The organism is Streptomyces regalis (genome assembly GCF_001509475.1).
Lineage (GTDB): Bacteria > Actinomycetota > Actinomycetes > Streptomycetales > Streptomycetaceae > Streptomyces > Streptomyces regalis.
Genome location: NZ_LLZG01000069.1, coordinates 57,644 through 79,191, shown reverse-complemented (window position 1 = coordinate 79,191; position 21,548 = coordinate 57,644). Strand labels below are relative to the sequence as shown.

Here is a 21,548-nt window from a genome sequence, read left to right as displayed (position 1 = left end):
GATGAGTACGGCGGAGGAGACGGCCGGCGGCGACACGTCGGCGTGGGGTGAGGTCACGCCCGACGCGGCCCGGCGGCTGCTGATCGCCGCCGTGGAGGCCTTCGCCGAGCGCGGCTACCACGCCACGACGACCCGTGACATCGCGGGCCGCGCCGGCATGAGCCCGGCCGCGCTCTACATCCACTACAAGACCAAGGAAGAGCTGCTCCACCGCATCAGCAGGATCGGCCACGAGAAGGCGCTCGAGATCCTGCGTACGGCTTCCCGCCGCGAGGGCACGGCGGCCGAGCGGCTCGCCGACGCGGTGAGCTCCTTCGTCCGTTGGCACGCCGGCGGGCGCACCACTGCCCGGGTCGTGCAGTACGAGCTGGACTCGCTCGGCCCGGACGCCCGCGCCGAGATCCTCGCGCTGCGCCGGCAGTGTGACGCCGAGGTGCGCGGGATCATCGAGGACGGCGTGGCGGCCGGCGACTTCGACGTCCTGGACGTGAAGGGCACGACCCTCGCCGTCCTCTCGCTCTGCATCGACGTGGCCCGCTGGTTCAGCGTCGACGGCCCCTGGGCACCCGACGAGGTCGGCGCGCTCTACGCCGACCTCGTGCTGCGGATGGTGGGGGTCAAGTAGCCAGCGGCTCCCTCAGGCGAAGAAGCGGGTCAGACGTAGAAGCGGGCCACCGACTCGGCCACGCAGACCGGCTTGTCCCCGCCGTCGCGCTCCACGGTGTAGGCGACGGTCAGCTGGGCGCCGCCGGGCACGTCCTCGACGTTGCTGATCCTCGCGGTCGCGCGCAACCGCGAGCCGACCGGCACGGGGGAGGGGAAACGGACCTTGTTGGTGCCGTAGTTGACGCCCATCTTCATGCCCTCGACCTTGATCAGCTGGGGTCCGAAGAGGGGCAGCAGCGACAGGGTCAGGTACCCGTGGGCGATGGTGGTCCCGAAGGGTCCGGCGGCCGCCTTCTCCGGGTCGACGTGGATCCACTGATGGTCGCCGGTGGCCTCGGCGAACAGGTCGATCCGCTTCTGGTCGATCTCCAGCCAGTCGGTGTACCCCAGCTGCTCGCCCACCGCCGCCTTCAGGTCGTCGACGGACGTGAAGATCCTCGGCTCTGCCATGTTCCCGGCCTCTCGCGTCGCAGTCCCACAATGTCTAAGCGACTGCTTAGCATGGTCGGGCGCGAGGTCTATGTCAACGGCACGGGCGTGCGACGCGGTCGGTAGGCTCTGAGGAGTGCCCCAGATCCCCGAGAAGATCCACGAGCTGACCGTCGGCCAACTGTCGGCGCGCAGCGGCGCCGCCGTCTCCGCCCTGCACTTCTACGAGTCCAAGGGTCTGATCAGCAGCCGCCGTACCTCCGGCAACCAGCGCCGCTACAGCCGTGACACCCTCCGCCGGGTCGCCTTCGTCCGGGCCGCGCAACGCGTCGGCATCCCCCTGGCCACGATCCGCGAGGCCCTCGCCGAACTCCCCGAGGAGCGCACCCCCACCCACGAGGACTGGGCCCGCCTGTCCGAGGCCTGGCGCTCGGAACTGGACGAACGCATCAAGCAACTGAACCGCCTCCGCGACCACTTGACCGACTGCATCGGCTGCGGCTGCCTCTCCCTCGACACGTGCGTCCTGTCCAACCCGGACGACGTCTTCGGTGAGCGGCTGACCGGGTCGCGGCTGCTGGTGGAGCGAGGGGGAGACCGTCAGGGGCGCCTATGAACTCGGGGCTTTGGCTCGTACGGCGGGTGCGGGTTGTGTGTGGTTGATCGCGCCCACGCGGCGGAGCCGCACATCGATACAGCCCCGCGCCCCTGGGTGAGCTCCGCTCACTCGTACTCGGTGCCACCCTTCCGTGTCAGATACGCCGGACTCACCGCCTTCGCGATCGCCCGCCCTCCGGTCACCGTGCTGTACCGCTCACCGACCGGCCGTATCACCACGCCCTCCCGCAGATGCAGCTCCCGCCCGGACACCGTCTCCCGCCCACTGGCGACCTCCAGCACCCGCTCGATGTCGTACGGCCCCTCGAACAGCCGTGGCACCAAAGGCAGTTCCCCCCGCAGCACCTCCGCCGCGTCCAGCCACTCCACACGACCGTCGATCTCCGCGGACACGTCGAACGCGGCGTACCCCAGCGTGTCCCGCCGGCCGTCCGCCCCGTACGTCAGGTCCTGCACCCCAGCCCCGAAAACCTCCCCGAAGATCCCGACCCGCCGAGCCCCCAGCCGCTCGGCCACCCGAGCCGCGACCTCCGCGACGCCGTGCCCCCGCACAGCCCGCCAGTACAGATTCCGCGGGTCCTCCTTCAGCGCCAGCGACTTCCCCCCGAACCCCTTGGAGGACACGTACACCCGCTCCTCGTCGGCGACATACGTCAGCAGGCACGCCGAGCCGTGCAGCTTCTCGGTCAGCACCACGGGCTCACCGGGCACGAAGATGTCCGGATACCGCTGGATGTTCTCGATGTCGACCCAGGGCAGCAGATCCGGCGCCGACTCCACCTCACCGGACATCGTGGGCGGGATCGGCGGTACCCACTTGGTGACCCCGAGCACCCCGGCGAAGTCGGTCCCCTCCGCAGCCGCCCGGGCCAGATCGACGTCGGCCAGCGACTTCGGCCGGCACACGATCCCCTGCGACAGCTCGCCGCGCAACCGCACCGCCTTGACTCGGTCGGCCCTGCTCCCCGCCAGCCGTCCGGTCAGCCCCAGTTCCTCGATCAGTTCGGCCGGCAGCACGGACTGCTCGGGGATGTACACGGCGGCCTCACCGGTGCGGTACGTGCCCTTGGCGACGACGGCCCGGTACAGGCCCACCTGGGCCAGCTCCAGCGCGTCGGCGTTGGGATGCTCGTGGACGGTCAGCACTTCGGCGGTGACGCGCAGCGTCGACATCGGGGACTCCTCGGTCTTCCTCAGGTGTGTTTCATCGCCCCCAACTGTCCGGACGGGAAAGGGCTGGAGCGAGCGGATTAGCGGTTGGTATCGTCGCGATCTTCGGCCGGCGGCTGCGGTACTCCGCCGCGCATGGAGTCCTGACGGGACGCATTCCCATGCCCTCACCTGCCCTTGACGCCGCCCTCGCGGACATCGACACGGTCTTCAACGGGTTCGCCAGCCCTACGGAGATCGGCTGCGAGCGGTGCTTCCAGCCGGAGGAGACGGCGTATCTGCGCACGCCGTACACGCGCGTGCCCGCCGACCTGGTCCGCAGGTTCGTCTTCAAGGTCCCCGATCACTTCGAAAACCACGCCGCCGTGATGCGGCGCCTGCTGCCCCAGGCCGCGCATGCGATGGCCGAGGGCACGCTGGACCGCATCGGCTGGGGGCACCACGGACTGAGCCGGGTCGACTGGCGGGCCTGGCCCGCGGAGCAGGCCGCTGCCGTCGAGACGTTCGTGTACGCCTGGTGGCAGGACGTCCTCACAACGCCCGAGCCGCCGTACCCCGTTGCCGATGTGTTCGAGACCTGCGCCATGATCCTCGGCACCATGACTCCGCTGCTCGACCGTTGGCACAGTCATGCTGTGGCGGACGCACATCTCGCGACTTGCGCGGCGACGTGGCTGTACCAGTTGGACTTCGACGCCTCACCATTCGACTGGTGGGACCGCGACGATGAGGCCCCCTTGATCGCGGAACTCCAGTCCTGGCTGGTCGCACACGCCCCCGCCCGCCTCCGCGCCCAGGGCGAGCCCGACCTCGCCACACGCACCGAACTCCTCGCCCTGCCCTACGACGACCGTTGGGCCCACCCGTACTGGACCAGCCCCTCCGCCACCAACTGAGCGTTGGAAGCCGCCCGTTCCCCGTCCGGCAGGACCAACGTGTCCTCCAGGCCGATGCGCGTCGCCAGCCTCAGCCGCCCCGCCAGCCGGAGCACGGGCCACGCCCCTGCGTCCTCCCCGTGCAGCAGCACCGGACGGCCGAACGCCGAGCCCAGCTCGGCCAGGAGCGCCCGCGCGCTCTCCTCGGCCGTCGCCGCCGACCTGTCCGTCACCTCCGCCAGCACCCGCAGCACCCTCGGCCCCAGCGGCGAGGCGGCGAACCGTGCCGCCCCGTCCGTGCCGGGCCAGATGCCGGCCTCGACGCCCACGCCTCGCTCCATCAGCGCCGCCGCCACCTCCTCGGCGCCCGGCTCATGCCAGTTGACCGAGGCGTGGTCGGGGAGAACCGGGAGCGCCGACCAGCTCCGTATCCGCTCCACCCGGGCCGCCGCATCCGGTTCCGCCCACGCGCCCGTGGTCACGCCGACCGGCACCGACACCCGGGCCCGTATCGCCTCGAGCACCGGCGCGAGTACACGCGGAGACAGACTGTCCTGCCCGCAGGAAGTCTTGGGGTGGACATGGATGTCCGTGGCCCCGGCCGCGACGGCAGCCGCGGCGGACTCGGCCATGGCCTCCGGCGAGAGAGGCACCACCGCACCGTCGCCCGCCCCCCGGGGCCCGTTCAGACACACCTGGATCATGTCTCGATGGTGCCAGCCACCACTGACAACGGGAGTGGGAAGCCAAGGCGGTGAACCCACGGTGGCAAAAGGGGGTGCGGCATCCCCGGCGCACCCCCGTCGTACTAGGCGGACACCAGCAGCCGCCGTTCGCGCCGCGACGCCGCCAGCGCCTCGGGCGTGAGGACCGGACGCGGCACCACGATTCCGCAGTCCGTGCAGACCGGGCCCGACGACGGTTCATGGGCCAGGTCGTAACTCCAGATCAGCCGCTCCCCGCCGCACGCCGGGCACTCCGAGCCCGGTTCGCGCTCCAGCGCGGAGATCAGTCGGCGCAGCACCTCGGCCAGTGGTTCGTGCGGGTGGACCCGGGGGTTGTCGCACCAGGCGACTCCGAAACCGCCCCAGGTCAGCCGGTGCCAGTCGTCCACGCTGCCCGGCCTGCGCAGTCCGTCGTGCTTTTCCTTCCTGCGTCGCTCGGCGAACTCGACCTCATAGGCCAGCCAGACCGAACGGGCCTCCTCCAGCTCGTCCAACGCGGCCACGAGCCGCGCCGGATCGGGAGACCGGTCCTCCGGACCGAACCCTGCCCGGGAGCACAAGTGGTCCCAGGTCGCCCTGTGCCCGTAAGGAGCGAACCGCTCAAGGCACTTACGCAGCGAGTAGCGCCGCAGCGCCAGATCGCACCGCGGATCTCGCACCTGTCTCGCCAGACTCCGAAAACCGGCCATCGCCCTGCACCTCCGTCACATCTGCACCTGTACTTCGGTCACTTCGGCGTCGCCGCACGGACTTCGCGCGACGTTGACGAATAGACGTATCGACAAGCGATTCGGCTCCATCTGATTTCCGATGACCTCCATAGCGAGCCCTGGTGACTCCAAAAAGTGACGCATGTTCATCTTCAATCCCGGGGATACCGCCGGTAACATCCGGCCCACCCTCGTCGGTAGGAGCTGCCATGCCACGGCGTACCCCACGCAACGCCCCAGACAGTCTGAGAACTCCCGGCAGATTCCCCGGGTTCCTGAAGACGGCATCCATATGCGCCCTGATTGCCGGTCTTCTGTCGCCACTTTCCCAAGCCGCGACCGCGCCCGAAGCCGCGGCGGCCGAGGCTGCGGCCGCCGCCGACCACTGCGGGAACCAGTGTTCCGACATCCTTCCGCCGGGCCAGAACGGCAACGCCACCCTCGCCCAGATCCTGCTCAACCAGGCCTTCGGCAGCATGCCCGAACACGCCTCGGACCAGCTGGGCCCCTACGCCAACCTGGCCAAGGGCTACTCCGGCCTCACCAACGCGACGATCAACACCTTCTTCAACGACGCGTCGTTCGGCGTCCCGTCCGATCAAGTCGCCTCCACCGTGAATCCCGCCGGGCGCAGCGACGTGACGATCGTCCGTGACAAGAAGACGGGTGTGCCGCACATCACCGGCACCACCAGATACGGCACGGAGTTCGGCGCCGGCTATGCGGCCGCCCAGGACCGGCTGTGGCTGATGGACGTTTTCCGGCACGTCGGACGCGGCCAGCTGACCTCGTTCGCGGGCGGGGCGCCCTCCAACCAGGGCCTGGAGCAGCAGTTCTGGCGCAACGCCCCGTACACGGAAGCCGATCTTCAGGCCCAGATCGACAACGCCGTCGCCAATAACGGCGAACGCGGGCAGCAGGCCCTCGCCGACGCCAACGCCTACCTCGACGGCATCAACGCCTACATCGACGCCTCCGACAGCGGCCGCTACTTCCCCGGCGAGTACGTCCTGACCGGCCACAAGGACTCTGTCACCAACGCCGGCACGATCGAGCACTTCAAGCAGACCGACCTGGTCGCGCTGGGCTCCGTCATCGGCGCCCTGTTCGGCTCCGGCGGCGGCGGCGAGGTCAACAACGCGATCTCCCTGCTCGCCGCGCAGGAGAAGTACGGCGTGGCCGAGGGCACCAAGCTCTGGGAGTCGTTCCGCGAGCGCAACGACCCCGAGGCGGTCGTCACCGTCCACGACAAGAGCTTCCCGTACGCCACCAAGCCCGCCGACCCGCAGGGCGAGGCCCTGCCCGACGCCGGCTCGGTGACCGAGGAACAGCTCGTGTACGACCGTACGGGCAGCGCGTCCGGCTCCGCCGCGAACGGCGCCTCCACCACGGCCGCCGCGACCGCCATGACCTCGGCCAAGCGGGGCATGTCCAACGCCCTGGTGGTGAGCGGCGAGCACACCGCCAGCGGCCACCCGGTCGCCGTCTTCGGCCCGCAGACCGGCTACTTTGCACCCCAGCTCCTCCTGCTCCAGGAGATCCAGGGCCCGGGCATCAGCGCCCGCGGCGCCTCCTTCGCCGGCCTGAGCATGTACGTGGAGCTGGGCCGCGGCCAGGACTACTCGTGGAGCGCCACCACCTCCGGCCAGGACATCATCGACACCTACGCCGTCGAGCTGTGCCAGGACGACCACCACTACCTCTACCGCGGCACCTGCACGGCCATGGACAAGGTCGAGCAGAAGAACGCCTGGAAGCCGACGACCGCCGACGGGACCGCCGAGGGGTCGTACACGATGCGGGTCTGGCGCACGAAGTACGGTCCCGTCACGCACCGCGCGACCGTCGGCGGCAAGAAGGTCGCCTACACCACCCTGCGCTCGTCCTATCTGCACGAGGCCGACTCGATCATCGGCTTCCAGATGCTGAACGACCCGGACTACGTCAAGGGCCCGGAGGACTTCCAGAAGGCGGTGCAGCACATCAACTACACCTTCAACTGGTTCTACGCCGACTCCGAGCACACCGCCTACTACAACAGCGGCGACAACCCGGTCCGGGCGACCGGCGTCGACGCGGAGTTCCCGGTGTGGGCGCAGTCGGCGTACGAGTGGCGGGGCTGGAACCCGACGACGAACACCGCGCAGTACACCCCGCCCTCCGCCCACCCCAACTCCATGGACCAGGACTACTACATCTCCTGGAACAACAAGCAGGCCAAGGACTACACGACCGCACCCTGGGGTGACGGCTCCGTCCACCGCGGCAACCTGCTCGAGAACCGGGTGAAGAAGCTCGTCGACGCGGGCGGCGTGACCCGGGCTTCGCTGGTGAAGGCCATGGCGGATGCGGGGCTGGCCGACCTGCGGGCCGAGGACGTACTCCCGGATCTGCTCAAGGTCGTCAACAGCTCCACGGTGACCGACTCCACGGCCGCGGCGGCGGTGAGCAAGCTCCAGGCGTGGATCTCCGCGGGCGGCAAGCGCACCGAGACGTCGGCCGGTTCGAAGACGTACGCCGACGCCGACGCGATCCGCATCCTGGACGCGTGGTGGCCGCTGCTGGTGAAGGCCGAGTTCGAACCGGGCCTCGGCAGCGAGCTGTACGCCGCGATGACGAACAGCCTGCCCATCGACGAGTCCCCGTCCGCCGGGCACGGCCCGACCGGCTCGCACGCCGGAAGCTCCTTCCAGTACGGCTGGTGGAGCTACGTCGACAAGGACATCCGGGCCGTGCTCGGGGAGTCGGTGCAGGGCCCGCTCGACCGGAAGTACTGCGGCGGGGGCAGCCTCAGCGCCTGCCGGGACATCCTGATCAGCACCCTGAAGGAGGCGGCCGGCAAGACCGCGGCCCAGGTCTACCCCGGCGACGACCAGTGCTCGGCGGGCGACCAGTGGTGCGCCGACTCGATCGTCCAGCGGACGCTGGGCGGCATCAAGCACGGCAAGATCAGCTGGCAGAACCGGCCCACGTATCAGCAGGTCGTGGAGTTCACGTCACATCGGTGACGGGTCAGTGGCGGCGGGTCACTCGATGCGGCCCGCCGCCAGCACCACCTGTGCCAGCTCCCGGTGCAGGATGTCGCTGTGCGCTCCCGCCGGGGGCCCGCCACGCCGTACGACCGCCGCCGCGTCGATGTTCACGCACCCGGCAGTCGGAAGCGTCGCCTTGAGCGCGTCGGCCAGCTTCAGCGACCGCGTCCCGGGCACCGCCTGCACCCCGTCGTGCCCCATCGCACCCCACTTGGCGCCCAGCATCCGGCCGATGTCCAGGGCCGCGACCCCTCGTGCGTCCCCCGCCATACGGGAGGCCAGCGGATACATCGTGGACAGGGCCTGGTCGTGCCGCGAGTAGCAGCACACCAGCGGTCCGTCGATACGGTTGTGCTGGCCCTCCAGCACCCCACCCGCCCGGGCGTCGTGCGGGAGCCGCGACGCGAACGCGTAGTGCGAGAAGGCCCCTTGGAGCAGCGTCACGGACTTCACCGTCCGCACGCCCTTCGGCAGTCCCCGCAACGCGAACGACACCAGCCGCGCACCGAAGCTGTGCCCGACGAGATGCACCCGCACCTCGGGCTCCCGCGCGGCCAGCTGCCCGATCACCGGGCCGAGCCCGCGCTCACCGACGGTTCCCGCGCGTCGCTTCATGGCGTAGTACGTCGCCTGCCGAAGCAACTCGTGCGCGCCCTCCCAAGGGTTCGGCAACGAGAACGAGGCCGCACCCTCCGGCGCTCCGTCCGGCGCCTCCAGATATGTCAGCGCCTGTGCGAACTCCTCGCACACGGCGGCCGTGGACTCCGAGAGCATGTCCGGCGAGTTCTGCGGCACCCCCTCCGCCAGCATGTCGGCCGCGAACAGCACCTGCGGCCCCGGCGGCACGATGTCCACCAGCATCCGCACCAGCCGCCCGAACTCCTCCAACTCGCCCTCCTCGCGCGGCTGCTGGTCCAGCATCCGCGCGATCTGGTCGATCACGGTCGCCCGCCCCGGGAACGTCTCCAGCAGCGCGTGCCGCGTGTCCTTGTCCAGCACCGGCCGACGCGGCATCTCGGCCGCCGCGGCCCGCGGAAAGGCTGGGAAGTCGGGGATTGGCTCGTCCGAGAACCGCATCGACGGCCAGACCACCCCCACGTACCCGATCTTCGCCGCCGGAGCGAGCTGCGGGATCGGCGCGAAGAAGCGGTCGTACAGCCGGGTCGCCCCCGAGCGGTCGCTGTTCCAGCCGTGCGCGAAGACGATCAGATCACGCACGTGGTGCTGCGCCACCCCGGCCGGCAGCCGGTCCCGCGTCCTGGCGTCCGGGTCCCCGTCCGCGTCGAAGGTCAGCTCCCAGTAAGGAGTCACGCTCACTGCCGGATTCGCCATGACAGGCCCCCTCGTCCCCCGTGGTGGTGCGATACGGGCGCATCGTCCTGCTACCAGGCGGAAATGGCCATACGTCGTCACTCATCCGGGGCGCACAATCGGGGCGCTCATTTGTACAGCAGGTACTCCCTGCGCATCCGCCGGAACGCCGCCAGCTCCTGCTGCCAGCCCGCCACCACCTCGTCGGCACTCGCGCCCGCGTCGATCATCGTGCGCACCTGGGTGGAACCGGTGAGCTTGTCGATCCAGTTGTCGGGACGCCAACCGAAGCCGCTCCAGACCTTCTTGGCGGTCACGAGCAGGGCGATCCCGGTGCGGATGGGGTCGTACGCGGCCCGGTCGTGCACATGGATCTGTACGCCGCCGATGGTCTTGCCCTGGAACTTCGAGAACGTGGGCGCGAAGTACGCCTCCCTGAAGTGCACGCCGGGCAGGCCGAGTTCGTTCACGGCGGCCGCCCAGCGTCCGTCGATGCCTTCCGCGCCGAGCAGTTCGAAGGGGCGGGTGGTGCCGCGTCCCTCCGACAGGTTCGTGCCCTCGAAGAGGCAGGTCCCCGAGTACACCAGCGCGGTGTCCGGAGTCGGCATGTTCGGGCTCGGCGGGACCCAGGGCAGGCCCCAGGCGTCGAAGAACTCGGACCGCCGCCAGCCCGTCATCCGTACGATCTCCAGAGGTACGGGGGTGGTGAGGAACTCCCCGTTGAACAGCCGCGCCAGCTCCGCGACCGTCATGCCGTGCGCCTGGGAGATGGGTTGGCGGCCGACGAAGGTGGCGAACTCCTTGTGGAGGACCGGGCCTTGGGCCGCGCGTCCGGTCACGGGGTTCGGGCGGTCGAGTACGACGAAGCGCTTGCCGGCGAGCTGGGCCGCCTCCATGCAGTCGTACAGGGTCCAGATGTAGGTGTAGAAGCGGGCGCCCACGTCCTGGATGTCGAAGACGATCGTGTCGACGCCGGACGCGGTGAAGATGTCGGCGAGGGGGCGGCCGCTCTTGAGGTACGTGTCGTAGACCGGGAGGCCGGTCGCCGGGTCGTCGTAGCGGCCTTCGGAGCCGCCTGCCTGGGCAGTGCCGCGGAAGCCGTGTTCGGGGCCGAAGACGGCTCCCAGGTTCACCCTCTTGTCGGCGTGCATGACGTCTACGATGTGGCGGACATCTCGGGTCACGCCGGTGGGGTTGGTGACGATTCCGACGTGCCGGCCTTCGAGGACCGAATAACCGTCGGCTGCGAGCCGCTCGAAGCCGGTCCGCAGGGGCCTGCGATGCTCCGCCGCCGTGGCCTGTGCTGAAGGTAGGGATGCTGCTGCCGTTGTCGCTGCGAGTAGGGCTCGTCTGGATAGGCGCATGTTGTGCACGGTATTGCTCCGGCAGGTTGTGTGGAAGGTGCCGGTATGCCGTGGCTTGTCGCTCCCCCACTCTCGGCTTCGTTCGAGCGGGGGGACCCCCATCGCGGCGGAGGCGCATGTCGACACACCCCGCGCCCCTGAGGGCGTCATCACACCCCTTCCTTGATACATACCGACCGGTTAGTCTGGCCGTCGCAGGAGAGCCGCAGTCGAAGGAGACCGATGGTGGAAGCCGTTCAGGATGCCGGAGTCGTCGTTACCGGGGCTGGAGGTGGCATCGGCGCGGCCCTTGCCCGGCGCTTCGCCGCCGAGGGAGCCCGCGTCGTCGTCAACGATCTGGATGCCGGGAAAGCCCAGGCGGTCGCCGACGAGATCGGCGGTGTCGCGGTGCCGGGCGATGCCTCCTCGATCGTGTCCGAGGCCCGCGAGGCGCTCGATGGCACCGTCGACGTCTACTGCGCCAACGCCGGTGTCGCCTTCGGAGACGAGCGCCCGGCGCAGCCTCTCGACGAGAAGGCCTGGACGGTGTCCTGGGACGTCAACGTCATGGCACACGTGCGTGCCGCGGGCGAGCTGCTCCCGGACTGGCTGGAGCGGGGCAGCGGGCGTTTCGTCTCCACCGTCTCCGCCGCCGGGCTGCTCACCATGATCGGCGCGGCGCCCTACGCCGTCACCAAGCACGGTGCCTACGCCTTCGCCGAGTATCTGTCGCTGACGTACCGCCACCGTGGGCTGAAGGTCCACGCCATCTGCCCGCAGGGCGTGCGCACCGACATGCTCGCCGCCACCGGCAGCGCGGGCGACCTGGTGCTCCACCCGACGGCGATCGAACCGGACGACGTCGCGGACGCCCTGTTCAAGGGCATGGAGGAGGATCGCTTCCTGATCCTTCCGCACCCCGAGGTCGCCGGGTTCTACCAGGCGCGGGCCACCGAACCGGACCGCTGGCTGACCAACATGAACCACATCCAGCAGAAGTGGGAGGCGAGCCGGTGACCGATGCCTCCTCCTGTTACTCGGCCAAGCCCTGGCTGGCCCTGCTCAGCGACGCCCAGCGCGGCCCGATAGACCCGGCCGACACCCTCGTGCACGCCCTGCGCCGGGTGGTCGCCGAGACCCCGGAGCGCACCTTCCTCGCCTACTTCGACGGCCGCCTGAGCTACCGCGAGGTCGACGAGCTCAGCGACTCCGTCGCCGGGCACCTCGCCGCCCGTGGTCTGGAGCGCGGCGACCGGGTGGCGATCCTCCTGCAGAACTCGCCGCACTTCGTGCTCGCGCTGCTCGGCGCCTGGAAGGCGGGGGCGATCGTCGTGCCCGTCAACCCGATGTACAAGTCGGGGGAAGTCGGCCACGTCCTGCGGGACGGTGAGGTGGCCGCGCTGATCTGTTCCGACCGGGCCTGGGAGTCGTATCTGCGCGAGGCGGCGGCCGAGTCGCCGGTGCGGATCGCACTCACCGGCTGTGAGTTGGATTTCCAGACGCGCAACGACGCGCGCGTGCTCACCTTCGAGCGGCTCCCGCAGGCCGACGACGCCGAGGACCTGGCGGCTGTCGCACGCGCCGGGCACAAGCCGCCGCAGGGCCGTGACCTCGGCCCGTCCGACATCGCGCTGATCAGCTACACCTCGGGCACCAGCGGCACCCCCAAGGGCGCCACCAACACGCACGACAACATCATGTACAACGCCGAGCGGCAGCGGACCGGCCTTGAGCTGCCCGAGGCGCCCGTCTACTTCGCGATGGCGCCCCTCTTCCACATCACCGGGATGGTCTGTCAGCTCGGCGCCTGTCTCGACAGCGCCGGCACACTCGTGCTGGCGTACCGCTTCGAGGCGGGTGTCGTACTCGACGCGTTCGCTGAGCACGGGCCGCACTACACGGTCGGCCCGTCGACCGCGTTCATGGCGCTGGCCGCGCACCCGACGGTCACCCGGGACCACTTCGCCTCCTTCCGGATGATCTCCTCCGGCGGCGCCCCGCTGCCGCCCGCCCTGGTGGAGAAGTTCCGGGCCGGCCTGGGGCCGTACATCCGCAACGGCTACGGCCTCACCGAGTGCACCGCCCCCTGCGCCTCCGTCCCGCCCGGCCTGGAGGCCCCCGTCGACCCGGTCTCCGGGACGCTCGCCGTGGGGCTGCCGGGGCCCGAGACGGTCGTGCGGATCGTCGACGACGCGGGCGAGGAGGTGCCGTTCGGCGAGCAGGGCGAGATCGTGGTGCGCGGGCCGCAGGTCGTGCCCGGCTACTGGCGGCGCCCCGACGCCACCGCCGAGACCTTCCCCGACGGCGAGCTGCGCACGGGTGACATCGGCTTCATGGATGAGCAGGGCTGGCTGTACGTCGTCGACCGCAAGAAGGACATGATCAACGCGTCCGGCTTCAAGGTCTGGCCGCGCGAGGTCGAGGACGTGCTCTACACCCACCCGGCGGTGCGCGAGGCGGCCGTCGTCGGGGTGGCCGACGGGTACCGCGGGGAGACCGTCAAGGCGTACATCAGCCTCCGTCCGGGTGCGGAAACCGACCCCGACGCACTCGCCGCGTACTGCAGGGAGAGACTGGCCGCCTACAAATATCCGCGTCAGGTGGAGATCCTGCCCGACTTGCCCAAGACGGCAAGTGGGAAGATCCTCCGGCGGGAACTTCGTTCACGCGCGAACGACGGCTAGACAGCAGGCAGACATCTCGGAAGGCAGGTGGCGGCACAGTGGCCAGGACGACGGACGGTGACGGTACGCCCGTCCCGCAGCGGCTGCTCGCCGCCGCCACCCGGCTCTTCGCCGAGCAGGGCTACGACCGCACCTCGGTGCAGGAGATCGTCGAGGCGGCCGGCGTCACCAAGGGGGCGCTGTACCACTACTTCGGCTCCAAGGACGACCTCCTGCACGAGGTGTACGCGCGCGTCCTGCGCGTTCAGCAGGAGCGGCTGGACGCGTTCGCGAACGCCGACGAGCCCATCGAGAAGCGGCTCAGAGGCGCGGCGGCCGATGTCGTCGTCACGACGATCGAGAACCTCGACGACGCGATGATCTTCTTCCGCTCGATGCACCATCTGAGCCCGGAGAAGAACAAGCAGGTGCGCGCCGAGCGCCGGCGCTACCACGAACGCTTCCGCGCGCTCGTCGAGGAGGGGCAGGAGTCGGGCGTCTTCTCGAAGGCGACCCCGGCCGACCTCGTGGTCGACTACCACTTCGGGTCCGTCCACCATCTGTCGACCTGGTACCGCCCCGACGGCCCGATGAGCCCCCAGGAGGTCGCCGACCACCTGGCCGACCTGCTGCTGCGCGCGCTGCGACCGTGATGCCGCGATAGTCCTCGCCCCCGCCGCCCCTACCCGTCCCATCTCTGGGGGCTGCCGCCCCCAGACCCCCGCTTCGGGCCTGAACGGGCCTCGTCCTCAAACGCCGGACGGGCTGAAAAACTCAGCCCCTCCGGCGTTTGAGGAGCGGGGGTCCAGGGGGCGGAGCCCTCTGGGGATGGGACGGGTAGGGGCGGCGGGGGCGAAGAACTCCCGCCGCGCCGCGTCACATGTACTTCTTCAACTCCCGCCGCGCCAGCGACCGCTGGTGCACCTCGTCCGGACCGTCGGCGATCATCAGCGTCCGCGCCGCGGCGTACAGCTCGGCCAGCGGGAAGTCCTGGCTGACGCCACCCGCACCGTGCAGCTGGATCGCGCGGTCGATGATGTCGACGACCGCACGCGGGGTAGCGATCTTGATGGACTGGATCTCCGTGTGGGCGCCCCGGTTGCCGACGGTGTCCATCAGCCAGGCCGTCTTCAGCACCAGCAGCCGCAGCTGCTCGACCGTCACGCGCGCGTCGGCGATCCAGTTGTGCACCACGCCCTGCTGGGCCAGCGCCTTGCCGAAGGCCGTACGGGACACGGCCCGCTTGCACATCAGCTCGATCGCCCGCTCGGCCATGCCGATCAGCCGCATGCAGTGGTGAATGCGGCCGGGACCGAGCCGCGCCTGGGCGATGGCGAAGCCGCCGCCCTCCTCGCCGATCAGGTTCGACACCGGCACGCGCGCGTGGTCGAAGATCACCTCGGCGTGGCCGCCGTGGTAGTGGTCCTCGTAGCCGAAGACCTGCATCGCCCGCTTGACGGTGACGCCCGGGGTGTCGCGGGGCACCAGGACCATGGACTGCTGGCGGCGGATGTCGGCCCCGTCCGGGTCCGTCTTGCCCATCACGATGAAGATCTTGCAGTCCGGGTTCATCGCCCCGGAGATGTACCACTTGCGGCCCGTGATGACGTACTCGTCGCCGTCCCGCTCGATGTGCGTGGTGATGTTGGTGGCGTCCGAGGAGGCCACCTCCGGCTCGGTCATCGCGAACGCCGAGCGGATCTCGCCGGCCAGCAGAGGCTCCAGCCACTGCTTCTTGTGCTGCTCGTCGCCGAACTGGGTCAGCACCTCCATGTTCCCGGTGTCCGGCGCCGCGCAGTTCAGCGCGGTGGGCGCCAGCTGCGGGGAGCGCCCGGTGATCTCGGCGAGCGGGGCGTACTGGAGGTTGGTCAGCCCGGCGCCGTACTCGGCGTCGGGGAGGAAGAGGTTCCACAGCCCCTGCCGGCGCGCCTCGGCCTTGAGCTCCTCGACCACTGCCGGCGTGTCCCACGGCGAGGCCAGCTGTGCGCGCTGCTCCTCCGCCACGGCCTCGGCCGGATAGACGTACTCGTCCATGAAGGCCAGCAGCTTGCCGCGCAGCTCCTCGGTGCGTGCGTCGAACGCGAAGTCCATGTGCCGTCAGCCTTCCTGAAGGGTGGTCAGACCGTGCTCGATGAAGACGGGGACCAGGTCGCCGATGCGGTCGAAGCCGCGGCCCACCGTCTGACCCAGCGTGTAGCGGTAGTGGATGCCCTCCAGGATCACGGCGAGCTTGAACCAGGCGAACGCCGTGTACCAGGACACCGCGGAGACGTCGCGCCCCGAGCGCGCGGCGTACCGCTCGATCAGCTCGCCGGGCGCGGGATGGCCGGGAGCCTCGGCGGTCGTGGAGACCGGGGAGTTCGCCATGCTCAGCGGGATGCTGTACATCACCAGCAGACCCAGGTCGGTCAGCGGATCGCCGAGCGTGGACATCTCCCAGTCCAGGATCGCCTTGATCCGGTCGTCCTCGCCGATGAGCACGTTGTCGAGCCGGTAGTCGCCGTGCACGACCGCCGGGGCGGGGGAGGCGGGCAGCCGCCGTCCGAGGTTCGCGTGCAGCTCGTCGATGCCGGCCAGGTCGCGGTTGCGGGAGGCGTCCAACTGCTTGCCCCAGCGGCGCAGTTGCCGGTCCAGGAAACCCTCGGGCCGGCCGAAGTCCGCGAGCCCCACCTCTGCCGGATCCACCGCGTGCAGCTCGACGAGTGTGTCCACCAGGGACAGCACCGCGCCCCGGGTGCGCTCAGGGCCGAGCGGGGCCAGCTGGTCGGCGGTGCGGTACGGGGTGCCCTCGACGAACTCCATGACGTAGAACGGCGCCCCGAGCACCTCCTCGTCCTCGCACAGCAGCACTGGTCGCGGCACCGGTACGTTCGTCGGGTACAGCGCGCTGATGACCCGGTGCTCGCGCTTCATGTCGTGCGCGGTGGCGAGGACATGGCCGAGCGGGGGGCGCCGTACGACCCACTTCGACGTGCCGTCGGACATCATGTAGGTGAGGTTCGACCGTCCGCCCTCGATCAGTCGGCCGGTCAGTGGACCCTGCGCCAGACCGGGCCGCTCGCGCTCGAGCAGGCCGTGCAGCCGGTCGAGATTGAGACCGGGCGGATGGTCGGGGCTCATACGTCGCTCCTACAGGCAGGTGAACGGGACCTGACTCATGATGCCGACCAGTCGGTATGTAGTCCAGTGCGGAAGCCGAACGTGATCGGGGCCACGATAGGCCGACAGCTCCCCGCGCGGTCCGCCGGGGAGCTGTCGTGGTGCCTTCTCGGCCAGTACGGCCGCGCTCAGTGGTCGTCCCAGTGGCCGGCGTGGGCGGCGTGCCGGTGGCTGTCGTGGAGGTAGTCGACGTGGTCGCCGTGCAGGACGCTCTCGTGCCCGCATTCGGCGCCGTGCTGATGGGGGTGGCCCTCGTGTGCCACGTGCCCGTCCGCCTCGCACTCGTCCCAGTGGCCACTGTGCTCGCGGTGGAGGTGACCGTCGTGCGCGTAGTCGGTGTGGTCGCCGTGCGGGACGGCGGTGTGCCCGCAGTCGGCGCCGTGGGTGTGCGTGTGGGAGGGGTGTTCCATGTGAAGGGTGGTCATGGTGCTCGCCTTCGGAGGTGCAGGTGGTGACGACGCACAGGCTGCCACGCGAACGGCGCATATCGGGTTATTCGGCTTGCGTGGCGTCCTGTGACCGCAGAGGGTCGGACCCATGAAGGGCATCAGCTACACAAGCTACGGCGGCCCCGAGGTGCTCGCATACGGAGAGGTGCGCGACCCGAAGGTCGGCCCCGACTCGGTGCTGGTCAAGGTGCGGGCGGCGGCGGTCAACCCGGTCGACTGGAAGTGCCGCGAGGGCCATATGGACCGGATGCTCGAGCCGGCCTTCCCGGTGGTCCCGGGATGGGACGTGTCGGGTGTCGTGGTCCAACCGGGTGTGTCCGTCACGGAGTTCGGCGTCGGTGACGAGGTCATCGGCTACGTACGCGAGGACCTCCTCTCCCGCGGCACCTTCGCCGAGTACGTCGCGGCCCCGCTCCGCACCCTCGCGCGCAAGCCCCGCAACCTCACCTGGGAGGAGGCCGCCGGTCTGCCCCTGGTGGGGCTGACGGCGTATCAGGTGCTGATCAAGGTGCTCCAGGTCAGGCGCGGCGAGACCGTCCTCGTGCATGCCGCGGCCGGCGGGGTGGGCTCCATCGCCGTCCAGCTCGCCCGCCATCTGGGCGCCCGGGTCATCGGTACGGCGAGCGGGCACAACCACGACTTCGTACGCGGCCTCGGCGGCGAACCGGTCGAGTACGGCGACGGCCTGACCGAACGGGTGCGGGGGCTGGCGCCCGAAGGCGTGGACGCGGCCTTCGACACGGTCGGCGGCGAGGCACTGAGGGCCTCGGCCAACCTCCTCGCCCCGGAGGGCCGCCTGGTGTCGATCGCCGACCCGGACGTCTTCGACTACGGCGGCCGCTACTACTTCGTCCGCCCTGACGCGGAGGACCTGCTGCGGCTGTCCGAGCTGGCGGAGGAAGGGGTGGTGTCCGTGCATGTCTCGGAGACGTTCCCGCTGGAGCAGACGGCGGACGCACACCGGCTCAGCCAGGAGGGCCGTACGCGGGGCAAGATCGTGGTGACGGTGGACTGGGAGGCGGAGGTGGTGGTGGCGCCGGAGGGGCTGTGGCAGGGAGAGGAGTGACCAGGCGGTAGGGGCAATGAGGCAGTCCAGGGCCGGCCGGCCTCAGAGGACGAGGGCGGCACCGCACACGGCCAGGGCCACGGTGAGCAGGACCGTGGCCGTGGCATGCCGGGGGGCGAGTGCTCCGGGTTCGGCCGAGGCGGCGAGGACGCGGATGCGGCGGTGTGCGAGGGCCAGGAAGCCCAGCCACAGCCCGAAACACAGGGCGCATACGACGATGCCGACCACCGAGACCTGGCCGTGCAGCGCGGTCTTCACGGCGAGTACGGCGGCCACGGTGCCGGACAGTGTCGTACGGCGCCACGCCAGGCGCGTCCGCTCGGGCTGCAGCCCCGGATCCCGCACCGGTTCCGTGACTGCCCCCGGGCTCACCCTTCCCACCCCACGAGCACGACAACGACCATGGCGACGGCCACGACCGCGACCACGATGCTCAGCACCGCCGGGAACCGCGACACCGGCAGGTCCTCGCCCCTGCGCATCGCCCGCTCGCAGCGCACCCAGTGATTGACCGCGCGCAGCGAACACAGCACACCGGCCGCGAGCAACGCCAGCGCCAGCCCCACGCGCCAGCCCCACCGCAGGTCCGGCAGGAACTGGTCCACCGCGAAGCCGCCGCCGATCAGCGCGAGCGCGGTACGCAGCCAGGCCAGGAAGGTGCGCTCGTTCGCCAGCGAGAACCGGTAGTCGGGGGTGCTGCCCTCCTGCCGGATCTGCTGCGGCGCGAACCACAGCCGGACGTTCCGTACGAACTCGATCACATGCACGACCATATCCGGGCGGCTGCCGGGGGGCGTTGCCAGTGCCGCCGGCACTGCCGGTCGCTCAACGGGTGGATCAGCCGGCCGCCCCGCCGTTCGCCCGGTAGGCCCTGAGCCGCTCGTAGGCCGCCAGCCCGTCCGGCACCCACGCCCACTCCGTCAGCCGCCGCTCCACCTCGGTCTCGGGCAGGAAGTCGTGCCAGGCGACCTCCTCCACCTGCGGGCTCACGGGCAGCTCGCAGCGCACCTCGTACACCGCCGACCACCAGGTCTGCCCGGCGCCGTCGTCGTAAAGGAACTTGAACAGGAACGACGGTCGGGGCAGGCCGCTCACGCCGAGCTCCTCCTCGGCCTCACGCAGCGCGGCTTCTTCGTAGGACTCACCCGCGCCGACCACGCCGCCGACGAACATGTCGTACCGCGAGGGGAACACCAGCTTGGTGGGCGTACGGCGGTGCACGAAGAGGCGGCCCTGGGCATCCCGGGCCTCGATGAAGACCGCACGATGACGCAGCCCCTTGGCGTAGGCCTCGCCGCGGGGGGACTGCCCGATGACCTGGTCGTGTTCGTCGACGATGTCGAGAATCTCGTCAGCAGCGCTCATGGGCCCATCCAAGCAGGGGCCCACCCAAACGGGCCCGACGCACCCCGCAGCGCTCCGCCCGCGCCGGACCGGTCCGCCCCCCCCGCCCAGCCACCCCTGCGCGCACCCGCCGACTGTCGCTACCGCCTGCCTCGATGGTGTGCTTGCTGGGGGTAGGGAGAGGCATCTGTCCGAGCCGTCGGTGCCTGCCGTGCCGGCCTGAGCGTGTCCGCGTCGGCCGGTCCGTGTGTCGCGGCGCGGAGATCTCTGCCCGCGCGGGTCTGCTTTCCGTCCGGTCAACCCCGGGTCCGCGCCCGCGCCGACGTGCGACTGCCCGGACAAGTCGCTGCCCCCGCCGACGCTGATCCACACCACTGCTCGCGCGCCGTCCGCTCCCCGCATGCCCGCAGCGGGTGCGCCGAGGGGCCGTATTGTCCGAGCCGACGCTGCTTTCCCGCCTCGGCGCGCGCCTCTCCGCGTCGGCCCGTCCATGCGCGGCCCGTATCCGCCCCTGGTCGGCCGTGATGCGCGTGATCTGCTGCCGGTCCAGGCCGGCTGCTTCAGGCCGGGGGGCGGCCGGTACGTCTCTGGAGGGGTGACTGCTCGAATCAGCCGCGCCCTTCCAAGCCGGTCGGTATTTGTCCGGGCCGGCTGTTTCCGGCCTGCGTAGGTTGGTTCGCGTGCGGCTGTTTCCGGCCCGCGTCGGCTGGTCCCCCTGCGGCTGCTTCCCGTCCACACCGGCTCGTCCCCGTCCGGCGCTTCCGTCTTACCGGCCCGTGCCTGTCGCGTCCCCGTCCGGCGCCTTCGCCTTACCGGCCCGTGCCTGTCGCGTCCCCGTCCGGCGCTTCCGTCTTACCGGCCCGTGCCTGTCGCGTCCCCGTCCGGCGTCTCCGTCTTACTCCCCGTCCGGCGTCTCCGTCTTACCGGCCCGTGCCTGTCGCGTCCCCGTCCGGCGTCTCCGTCTTACCGGCCCGTGCCTGTCGCGTCCCCGTCCGGCGCTTCCGCCCGACCGGCCCCGTCAGCCCGCCGTCTGCAGTGCCGGTGTGCGTTCCGGCTGCTTCGTTCCGCAGGGCATCGCCGGGTGCATGCCGAGCAGGATGATGCCCACCACGATGCCGGCGAGTCCGGCTGCCTCCCAGGCCAGTGCCCCCGCGTCGGTGCGGAGCCGGTCGCCGAGGAAGCCGACGCCGCAGGCGATGCCGGCGAGGGGCTGGGCCGCGGTCAGGGCGGGCAGGGACATGCGCAGGGATGCCGTCTCGAACGCGCTCTGGACCAGGATCAGGCCGGTGAGGCCGAGCGCCACCACGGCGTACGGCTGCCAGCCGGTCAGGACCTCCGCCATGCCGCCCTCGGCGAAACGCTGACCGGTCACCCGCGTCAGCGCGTCCTGCACGCCGTACAGCAGACCGGCGGCCGTCGCCAGCAGCGCCGGACCCGAGCTGAGCCGCGAGCGCTTGGCGTAGGCCGTGAGCAGCAGGGCCAGCCCGATCATGACGCCGATGATCAGCCAGTGCCGGAGCGGGTCGCTGGTCGCCGTTCCGCCCTGTGGCTGTCCGGCGACGATGAACGCCGTCACTCCGCCCGCGAGCAGGGCGAGGCCCGACCAGCCCTGGCGGCCCAGTGGCCGCTTGGTCTGGCGGCGGGAGAGCATGAGCGCGAACAGCAGGTTCGTCGCCAGCAGCGGCTCCACCAGGGAGATCTCGCCCTGGCCCAGTGCCATCGCGCCCAGCGCCATGCCGACCACCATGAGCCCGATGCCGCCCAGCCAGCGCGGCACCTTCATCAGGTCGAGGAGGATCCGGGGCGAGAGAAAGTCGCTCAGTGGCGCCTTCTGGGCCGCGTTCTGCTGCAGTACGAAGCCGAAGCCCAGGCAGCATGCAGCGCTCACGGCAAGTATCAGAATCTGAAGCGACACGCTGCGTACCTCGAATCCTGCCGGGCGGACGGGGTGCGTGAGGGCCGACTGTCGCGGCCCAGAGCCCGGCATG

The 21,548-nt window shown here is 70.5% G+C and carries 21 protein-coding genes; 8 read left to right on the top strand and 13 right to left on the bottom strand.

Features of this window, described 5'->3' with window-relative positions; genetic code table 11:
• The first annotated feature begins 1 nt into the window (after position 1).
• Complete coding sequence (locus ADL12_RS12160) at positions 2-625, top strand: TetR/AcrR family transcriptional regulator (protein ID WP_062701448.1); 624 nt, start codon at positions 2-4, stop codon at positions 623-625.
• Positions 626-654: 29 nt separating this feature from the next.
• Here the strand turns inward: ADL12_RS12160 and ADL12_RS12155 are convergent, their stop codons facing one another.
• The gene (locus ADL12_RS12155) at positions 655-1,116 is read right to left on the bottom strand and encodes a MaoC family dehydratase (RefSeq protein WP_062701446.1); all 462 of its coding nucleotides are present in this window, start codon (positions 1,114-1,116) and stop codon (positions 655-657) included.
• Positions 1,117-1,231: 115 nt separating this feature from the next.
• Between ADL12_RS12155 and soxR the strand changes: the two genes are divergently transcribed.
• The gene (gene soxR / locus ADL12_RS12150) at positions 1,232-1,711 is read left to right on the top strand and encodes a redox-sensitive transcriptional activator SoxR (RefSeq protein ID WP_062701444.1); all 480 of its coding nucleotides are present in this window, start codon (positions 1,232-1,234) and stop codon (positions 1,709-1,711) included.
• 107 nt (positions 1,712-1,818) lie between these two features.
• On the opposite strand, the gene ADL12_RS12145 is transcribed toward soxR, so the two are convergent.
• Positions 1,819-2,886 (bottom strand): RNA ligase (ATP), encoded by a 1,068-nt coding sequence (locus ADL12_RS12145; RefSeq protein ID WP_062701442.1) that lies wholly within the window; start codon positions 2,884-2,886, stop codon positions 1,819-1,821.
• A gap of 158 nt (positions 2,887-3,044) precedes the next feature.
• Here ADL12_RS12145 and ADL12_RS12140 point away from each other — a divergent pair, with 158 nt between their 5' ends.
• Entirely contained in the window at positions 3,045-3,779 is a 735-nt protein-coding gene (locus ADL12_RS12140) for a hypothetical protein (RefSeq protein ID WP_062701440.1), read from the top strand.
• Here ADL12_RS12140 and ADL12_RS12135 read toward each other — a convergent pair.
• Positions 3,725-4,462, bottom strand: a complete 738-nt coding sequence (locus ADL12_RS12135) for a 3-keto-5-aminohexanoate cleavage protein (RefSeq protein WP_062701438.1) — start codon at positions 4,460-4,462, stop codon at positions 3,725-3,727. The genes ADL12_RS12140 and ADL12_RS12135 overlap by 55 nt on opposite strands.
• A gap of 104 nt (positions 4,463-4,566) precedes the next feature.
• Positions 4,567-5,172 carry a hypothetical protein gene (locus tag ADL12_RS12130; RefSeq protein WP_062701436.1) on the bottom strand — a complete coding sequence of 202 codons (606 nt, stop codon included), beginning with the start codon at positions 5,170-5,172 and terminating at the stop codon, positions 4,567-4,569.
• 230 nt (positions 5,173-5,402) lie between these two features.
• On the opposite strand from ADL12_RS12130, the gene ADL12_RS12125 reads away from it, so the two are divergent.
• A complete protein-coding gene (locus ADL12_RS12125) occupies positions 5,403-8,201 on the top strand; it encodes a penicillin acylase family protein (RefSeq protein WP_079051986.1) in 2,799 nt (932 codons plus the stop codon).
• A gap of 18 nt (positions 8,202-8,219) precedes the next feature.
• On the opposite strand, the gene ADL12_RS12120 is transcribed toward ADL12_RS12125, so the two are convergent.
• Both ADL12_RS12120 and ADL12_RS12115 read right to left on the bottom strand, forming a co-directional pair.
• On the bottom strand, positions 8,220-9,557 hold the full coding sequence (locus ADL12_RS12120) for a hypothetical protein (protein WP_062701434.1): 1,338 nt from the start codon (positions 9,555-9,557) through the stop codon (positions 8,220-8,222).
• 107 nt (positions 9,558-9,664) lie between these two features.
• Positions 9,665-10,900 carry an exo-beta-N-acetylmuramidase NamZ family protein gene (locus ADL12_RS12115; protein ID WP_062701599.1) on the bottom strand — a complete coding sequence of 412 codons (1,236 nt, stop codon included), beginning with the start codon at positions 10,898-10,900 and terminating at the stop codon, positions 9,665-9,667.
• Between the two features lie 222 nt (positions 10,901-11,122).
• On the opposite strand from ADL12_RS12115, the gene ADL12_RS12110 reads away from it, so the two are divergent.
• From ADL12_RS12110 to ADL12_RS12100, 3 genes are read left to right on the top strand one after another with little or no spacing between them, the layout of a single operon-like run.
• Positions 11,123-11,896: an SDR family oxidoreductase gene (locus ADL12_RS12110; RefSeq protein WP_062701432.1), complete on the top strand. Its 774-nt coding sequence runs from the start codon at positions 11,123-11,125 to the stop codon at positions 11,894-11,896.
• Positions 11,893-13,563: a class I adenylate-forming enzyme family protein gene (locus tag ADL12_RS12105; protein ID WP_062701597.1), complete on the top strand. Its 1,671-nt coding sequence runs from the start codon at positions 11,893-11,895 to the stop codon at positions 13,561-13,563. Before ADL12_RS12110 ends, ADL12_RS12105 begins: the two co-directional genes overlap by 4 nt.
• Positions 13,564-13,601: 38 nt before the next feature.
• A complete protein-coding gene (locus tag ADL12_RS12100) occupies positions 13,602-14,195 on the top strand; it encodes a TetR/AcrR family transcriptional regulator (protein WP_062701431.1) in 594 nt (197 codons plus the stop codon).
• Between the two features lie 223 nt (positions 14,196-14,418).
• Here the strand turns inward: ADL12_RS12100 and ADL12_RS12095 are convergent, their stop codons facing one another.
• The 3 genes from ADL12_RS12095 to ADL12_RS12085 form a co-directional block, all read right to left on the bottom strand.
• Positions 14,419-15,633, bottom strand: a complete 1,215-nt coding sequence (locus tag ADL12_RS12095) for an acyl-CoA dehydrogenase (RefSeq protein WP_062701429.1) — start codon at positions 15,631-15,633, stop codon at positions 14,419-14,421.
• Between the two features lie 6 nt (positions 15,634-15,639).
• Positions 15,640-16,662 (bottom strand): phosphotransferase family protein, encoded by a 1,023-nt coding sequence (locus ADL12_RS12090; RefSeq protein WP_062701427.1) that lies wholly within the window; start codon positions 16,660-16,662, stop codon positions 15,640-15,642.
• Positions 16,663-16,829: 167 nt separating this feature from the next.
• Positions 16,830-17,126, bottom strand: coding sequence for a hypothetical protein (locus ADL12_RS12085; protein WP_062701425.1), 297 nt, complete (start codon positions 17,124-17,126; stop codon positions 16,830-16,832).
• A 112-nt stretch (positions 17,127-17,238) separates the two neighbouring features.
• On the opposite strand from ADL12_RS12085, the gene ADL12_RS12080 reads away from it, so the two are divergent.
• Positions 17,239-18,216 carry an NADP-dependent oxidoreductase gene (locus ADL12_RS12080; protein ID WP_062701423.1) on the top strand — a complete coding sequence of 326 codons (978 nt, stop codon included), beginning with the start codon at positions 17,239-17,241 and terminating at the stop codon, positions 18,214-18,216.
• Positions 18,217-18,258: 42 nt separating this feature from the next.
• Here the strand turns inward: ADL12_RS12080 and ADL12_RS12075 are convergent, their stop codons facing one another.
• The 4 genes from ADL12_RS12075 to ADL12_RS12060 form a co-directional block, all read right to left on the bottom strand.
• Positions 18,259-18,588, bottom strand: coding sequence for a DUF202 domain-containing protein (locus ADL12_RS12075; RefSeq protein ID WP_062701421.1), 330 nt, complete (start codon positions 18,586-18,588; stop codon positions 18,259-18,261).
• The gene (locus ADL12_RS12070) at positions 18,585-18,977 is read right to left on the bottom strand and encodes a YidH family protein (RefSeq protein ID WP_062701594.1); all 393 of its coding nucleotides are present in this window, start codon (positions 18,975-18,977) and stop codon (positions 18,585-18,587) included. The genes ADL12_RS12075 and ADL12_RS12070 overlap by 4 nt, the downstream gene beginning before the upstream one ends.
• Before the next feature lie 76 nt (positions 18,978-19,053).
• Positions 19,054-19,581 (bottom strand): NUDIX domain-containing protein, encoded by a 528-nt coding sequence (locus tag ADL12_RS12065; protein WP_062701419.1) that lies wholly within the window; start codon positions 19,579-19,581, stop codon positions 19,054-19,056.
• Between the two features lie 997 nt (positions 19,582-20,578).
• Complete coding sequence (locus ADL12_RS12060) at positions 20,579-21,475, bottom strand: DMT family transporter (protein WP_062701417.1); 897 nt, start codon at positions 21,473-21,475, stop codon at positions 20,579-20,581.
• Positions 21,476-21,548 lie beyond the last annotated feature (73 nt).

Bases quoted from the DNA above. Each gene is read 5' to 3' on its own strand.
- ADL12_RS12160 (WP_062701448.1), top strand. From the start codon at position 2: ATGAGTACGGCGGAGGAGACGGCCGGCGGCGACACGTCGGCGTGGGGT.
- ADL12_RS12155 (WP_062701446.1), bottom strand. From the start codon at position 1,116: ATGGCAGAGCCGAGGATCTTCACGTCCGTCGACGACCTGAAGGCGGCG.
- ADL12_RS12145 (WP_062701442.1), bottom strand. From the start codon at position 2,886: ATGTCGACGCTGCGCGTCACCGCCGAAGTGCTGACCGTCCACGAGCAT.
- ADL12_RS12140 (WP_062701440.1), top strand. From the start codon at position 3,045: ATGCCCTCACCTGCCCTTGACGCCGCCCTCGCGGACATCGACACGGTC.
- ADL12_RS12135 (WP_062701438.1), bottom strand. From the start codon at position 4,462: ATGATCCAGGTGTGTCTGAACGGGCCCCGGGGGGCGGGCGACGGTGCG.
- ADL12_RS12130 (WP_062701436.1), bottom strand. From the start codon at position 5,172: ATGGCCGGTTTTCGGAGTCTGGCGAGACAGGTGCGAGATCCGCGGTGC.
- ADL12_RS12125 (WP_079051986.1), top strand. From the start codon at position 5,403: ATGCCACGGCGTACCCCACGCAACGCCCCAGACAGTCTGAGAACTCCC.
- ADL12_RS12120 (WP_062701434.1), bottom strand. From the start codon at position 9,557: ATGGCGAATCCGGCAGTGAGCGTGACTCCTTACTGGGAGCTGACCTTC.
- ADL12_RS12115 (WP_062701599.1), bottom strand. From the start codon at position 10,900: ATGCGCCTATCCAGACGAGCCCTACTCGCAGCGACAACGGCAGCAGCA.
- ADL12_RS12110 (WP_062701432.1), top strand. From the start codon at position 11,123: ATGGTGGAAGCCGTTCAGGATGCCGGAGTCGTCGTTACCGGGGCTGGA.
- ADL12_RS12095 (WP_062701429.1), bottom strand. From the start codon at position 15,633: ATGGACTTCGCGTTCGACGCACGCACCGAGGAGCTGCGCGGCAAGCTG.
- ADL12_RS12090 (WP_062701427.1), bottom strand. From the start codon at position 16,662: ATGAGCCCCGACCATCCGCCCGGTCTCAATCTCGACCGGCTGCACGGC.
- ADL12_RS12085 (WP_062701425.1), bottom strand. From the start codon at position 17,126: ATGACCACCCTTCACATGGAACACCCCTCCCACACGCACACCCACGGC.
- ADL12_RS12080 (WP_062701423.1), top strand. From the start codon at position 17,239: ATGAAGGGCATCAGCTACACAAGCTACGGCGGCCCCGAGGTGCTCGCA.
- ADL12_RS12065 (WP_062701419.1), bottom strand. From the start codon at position 19,581: ATGAGCGCTGCTGACGAGATTCTCGACATCGTCGACGAACACGACCAG.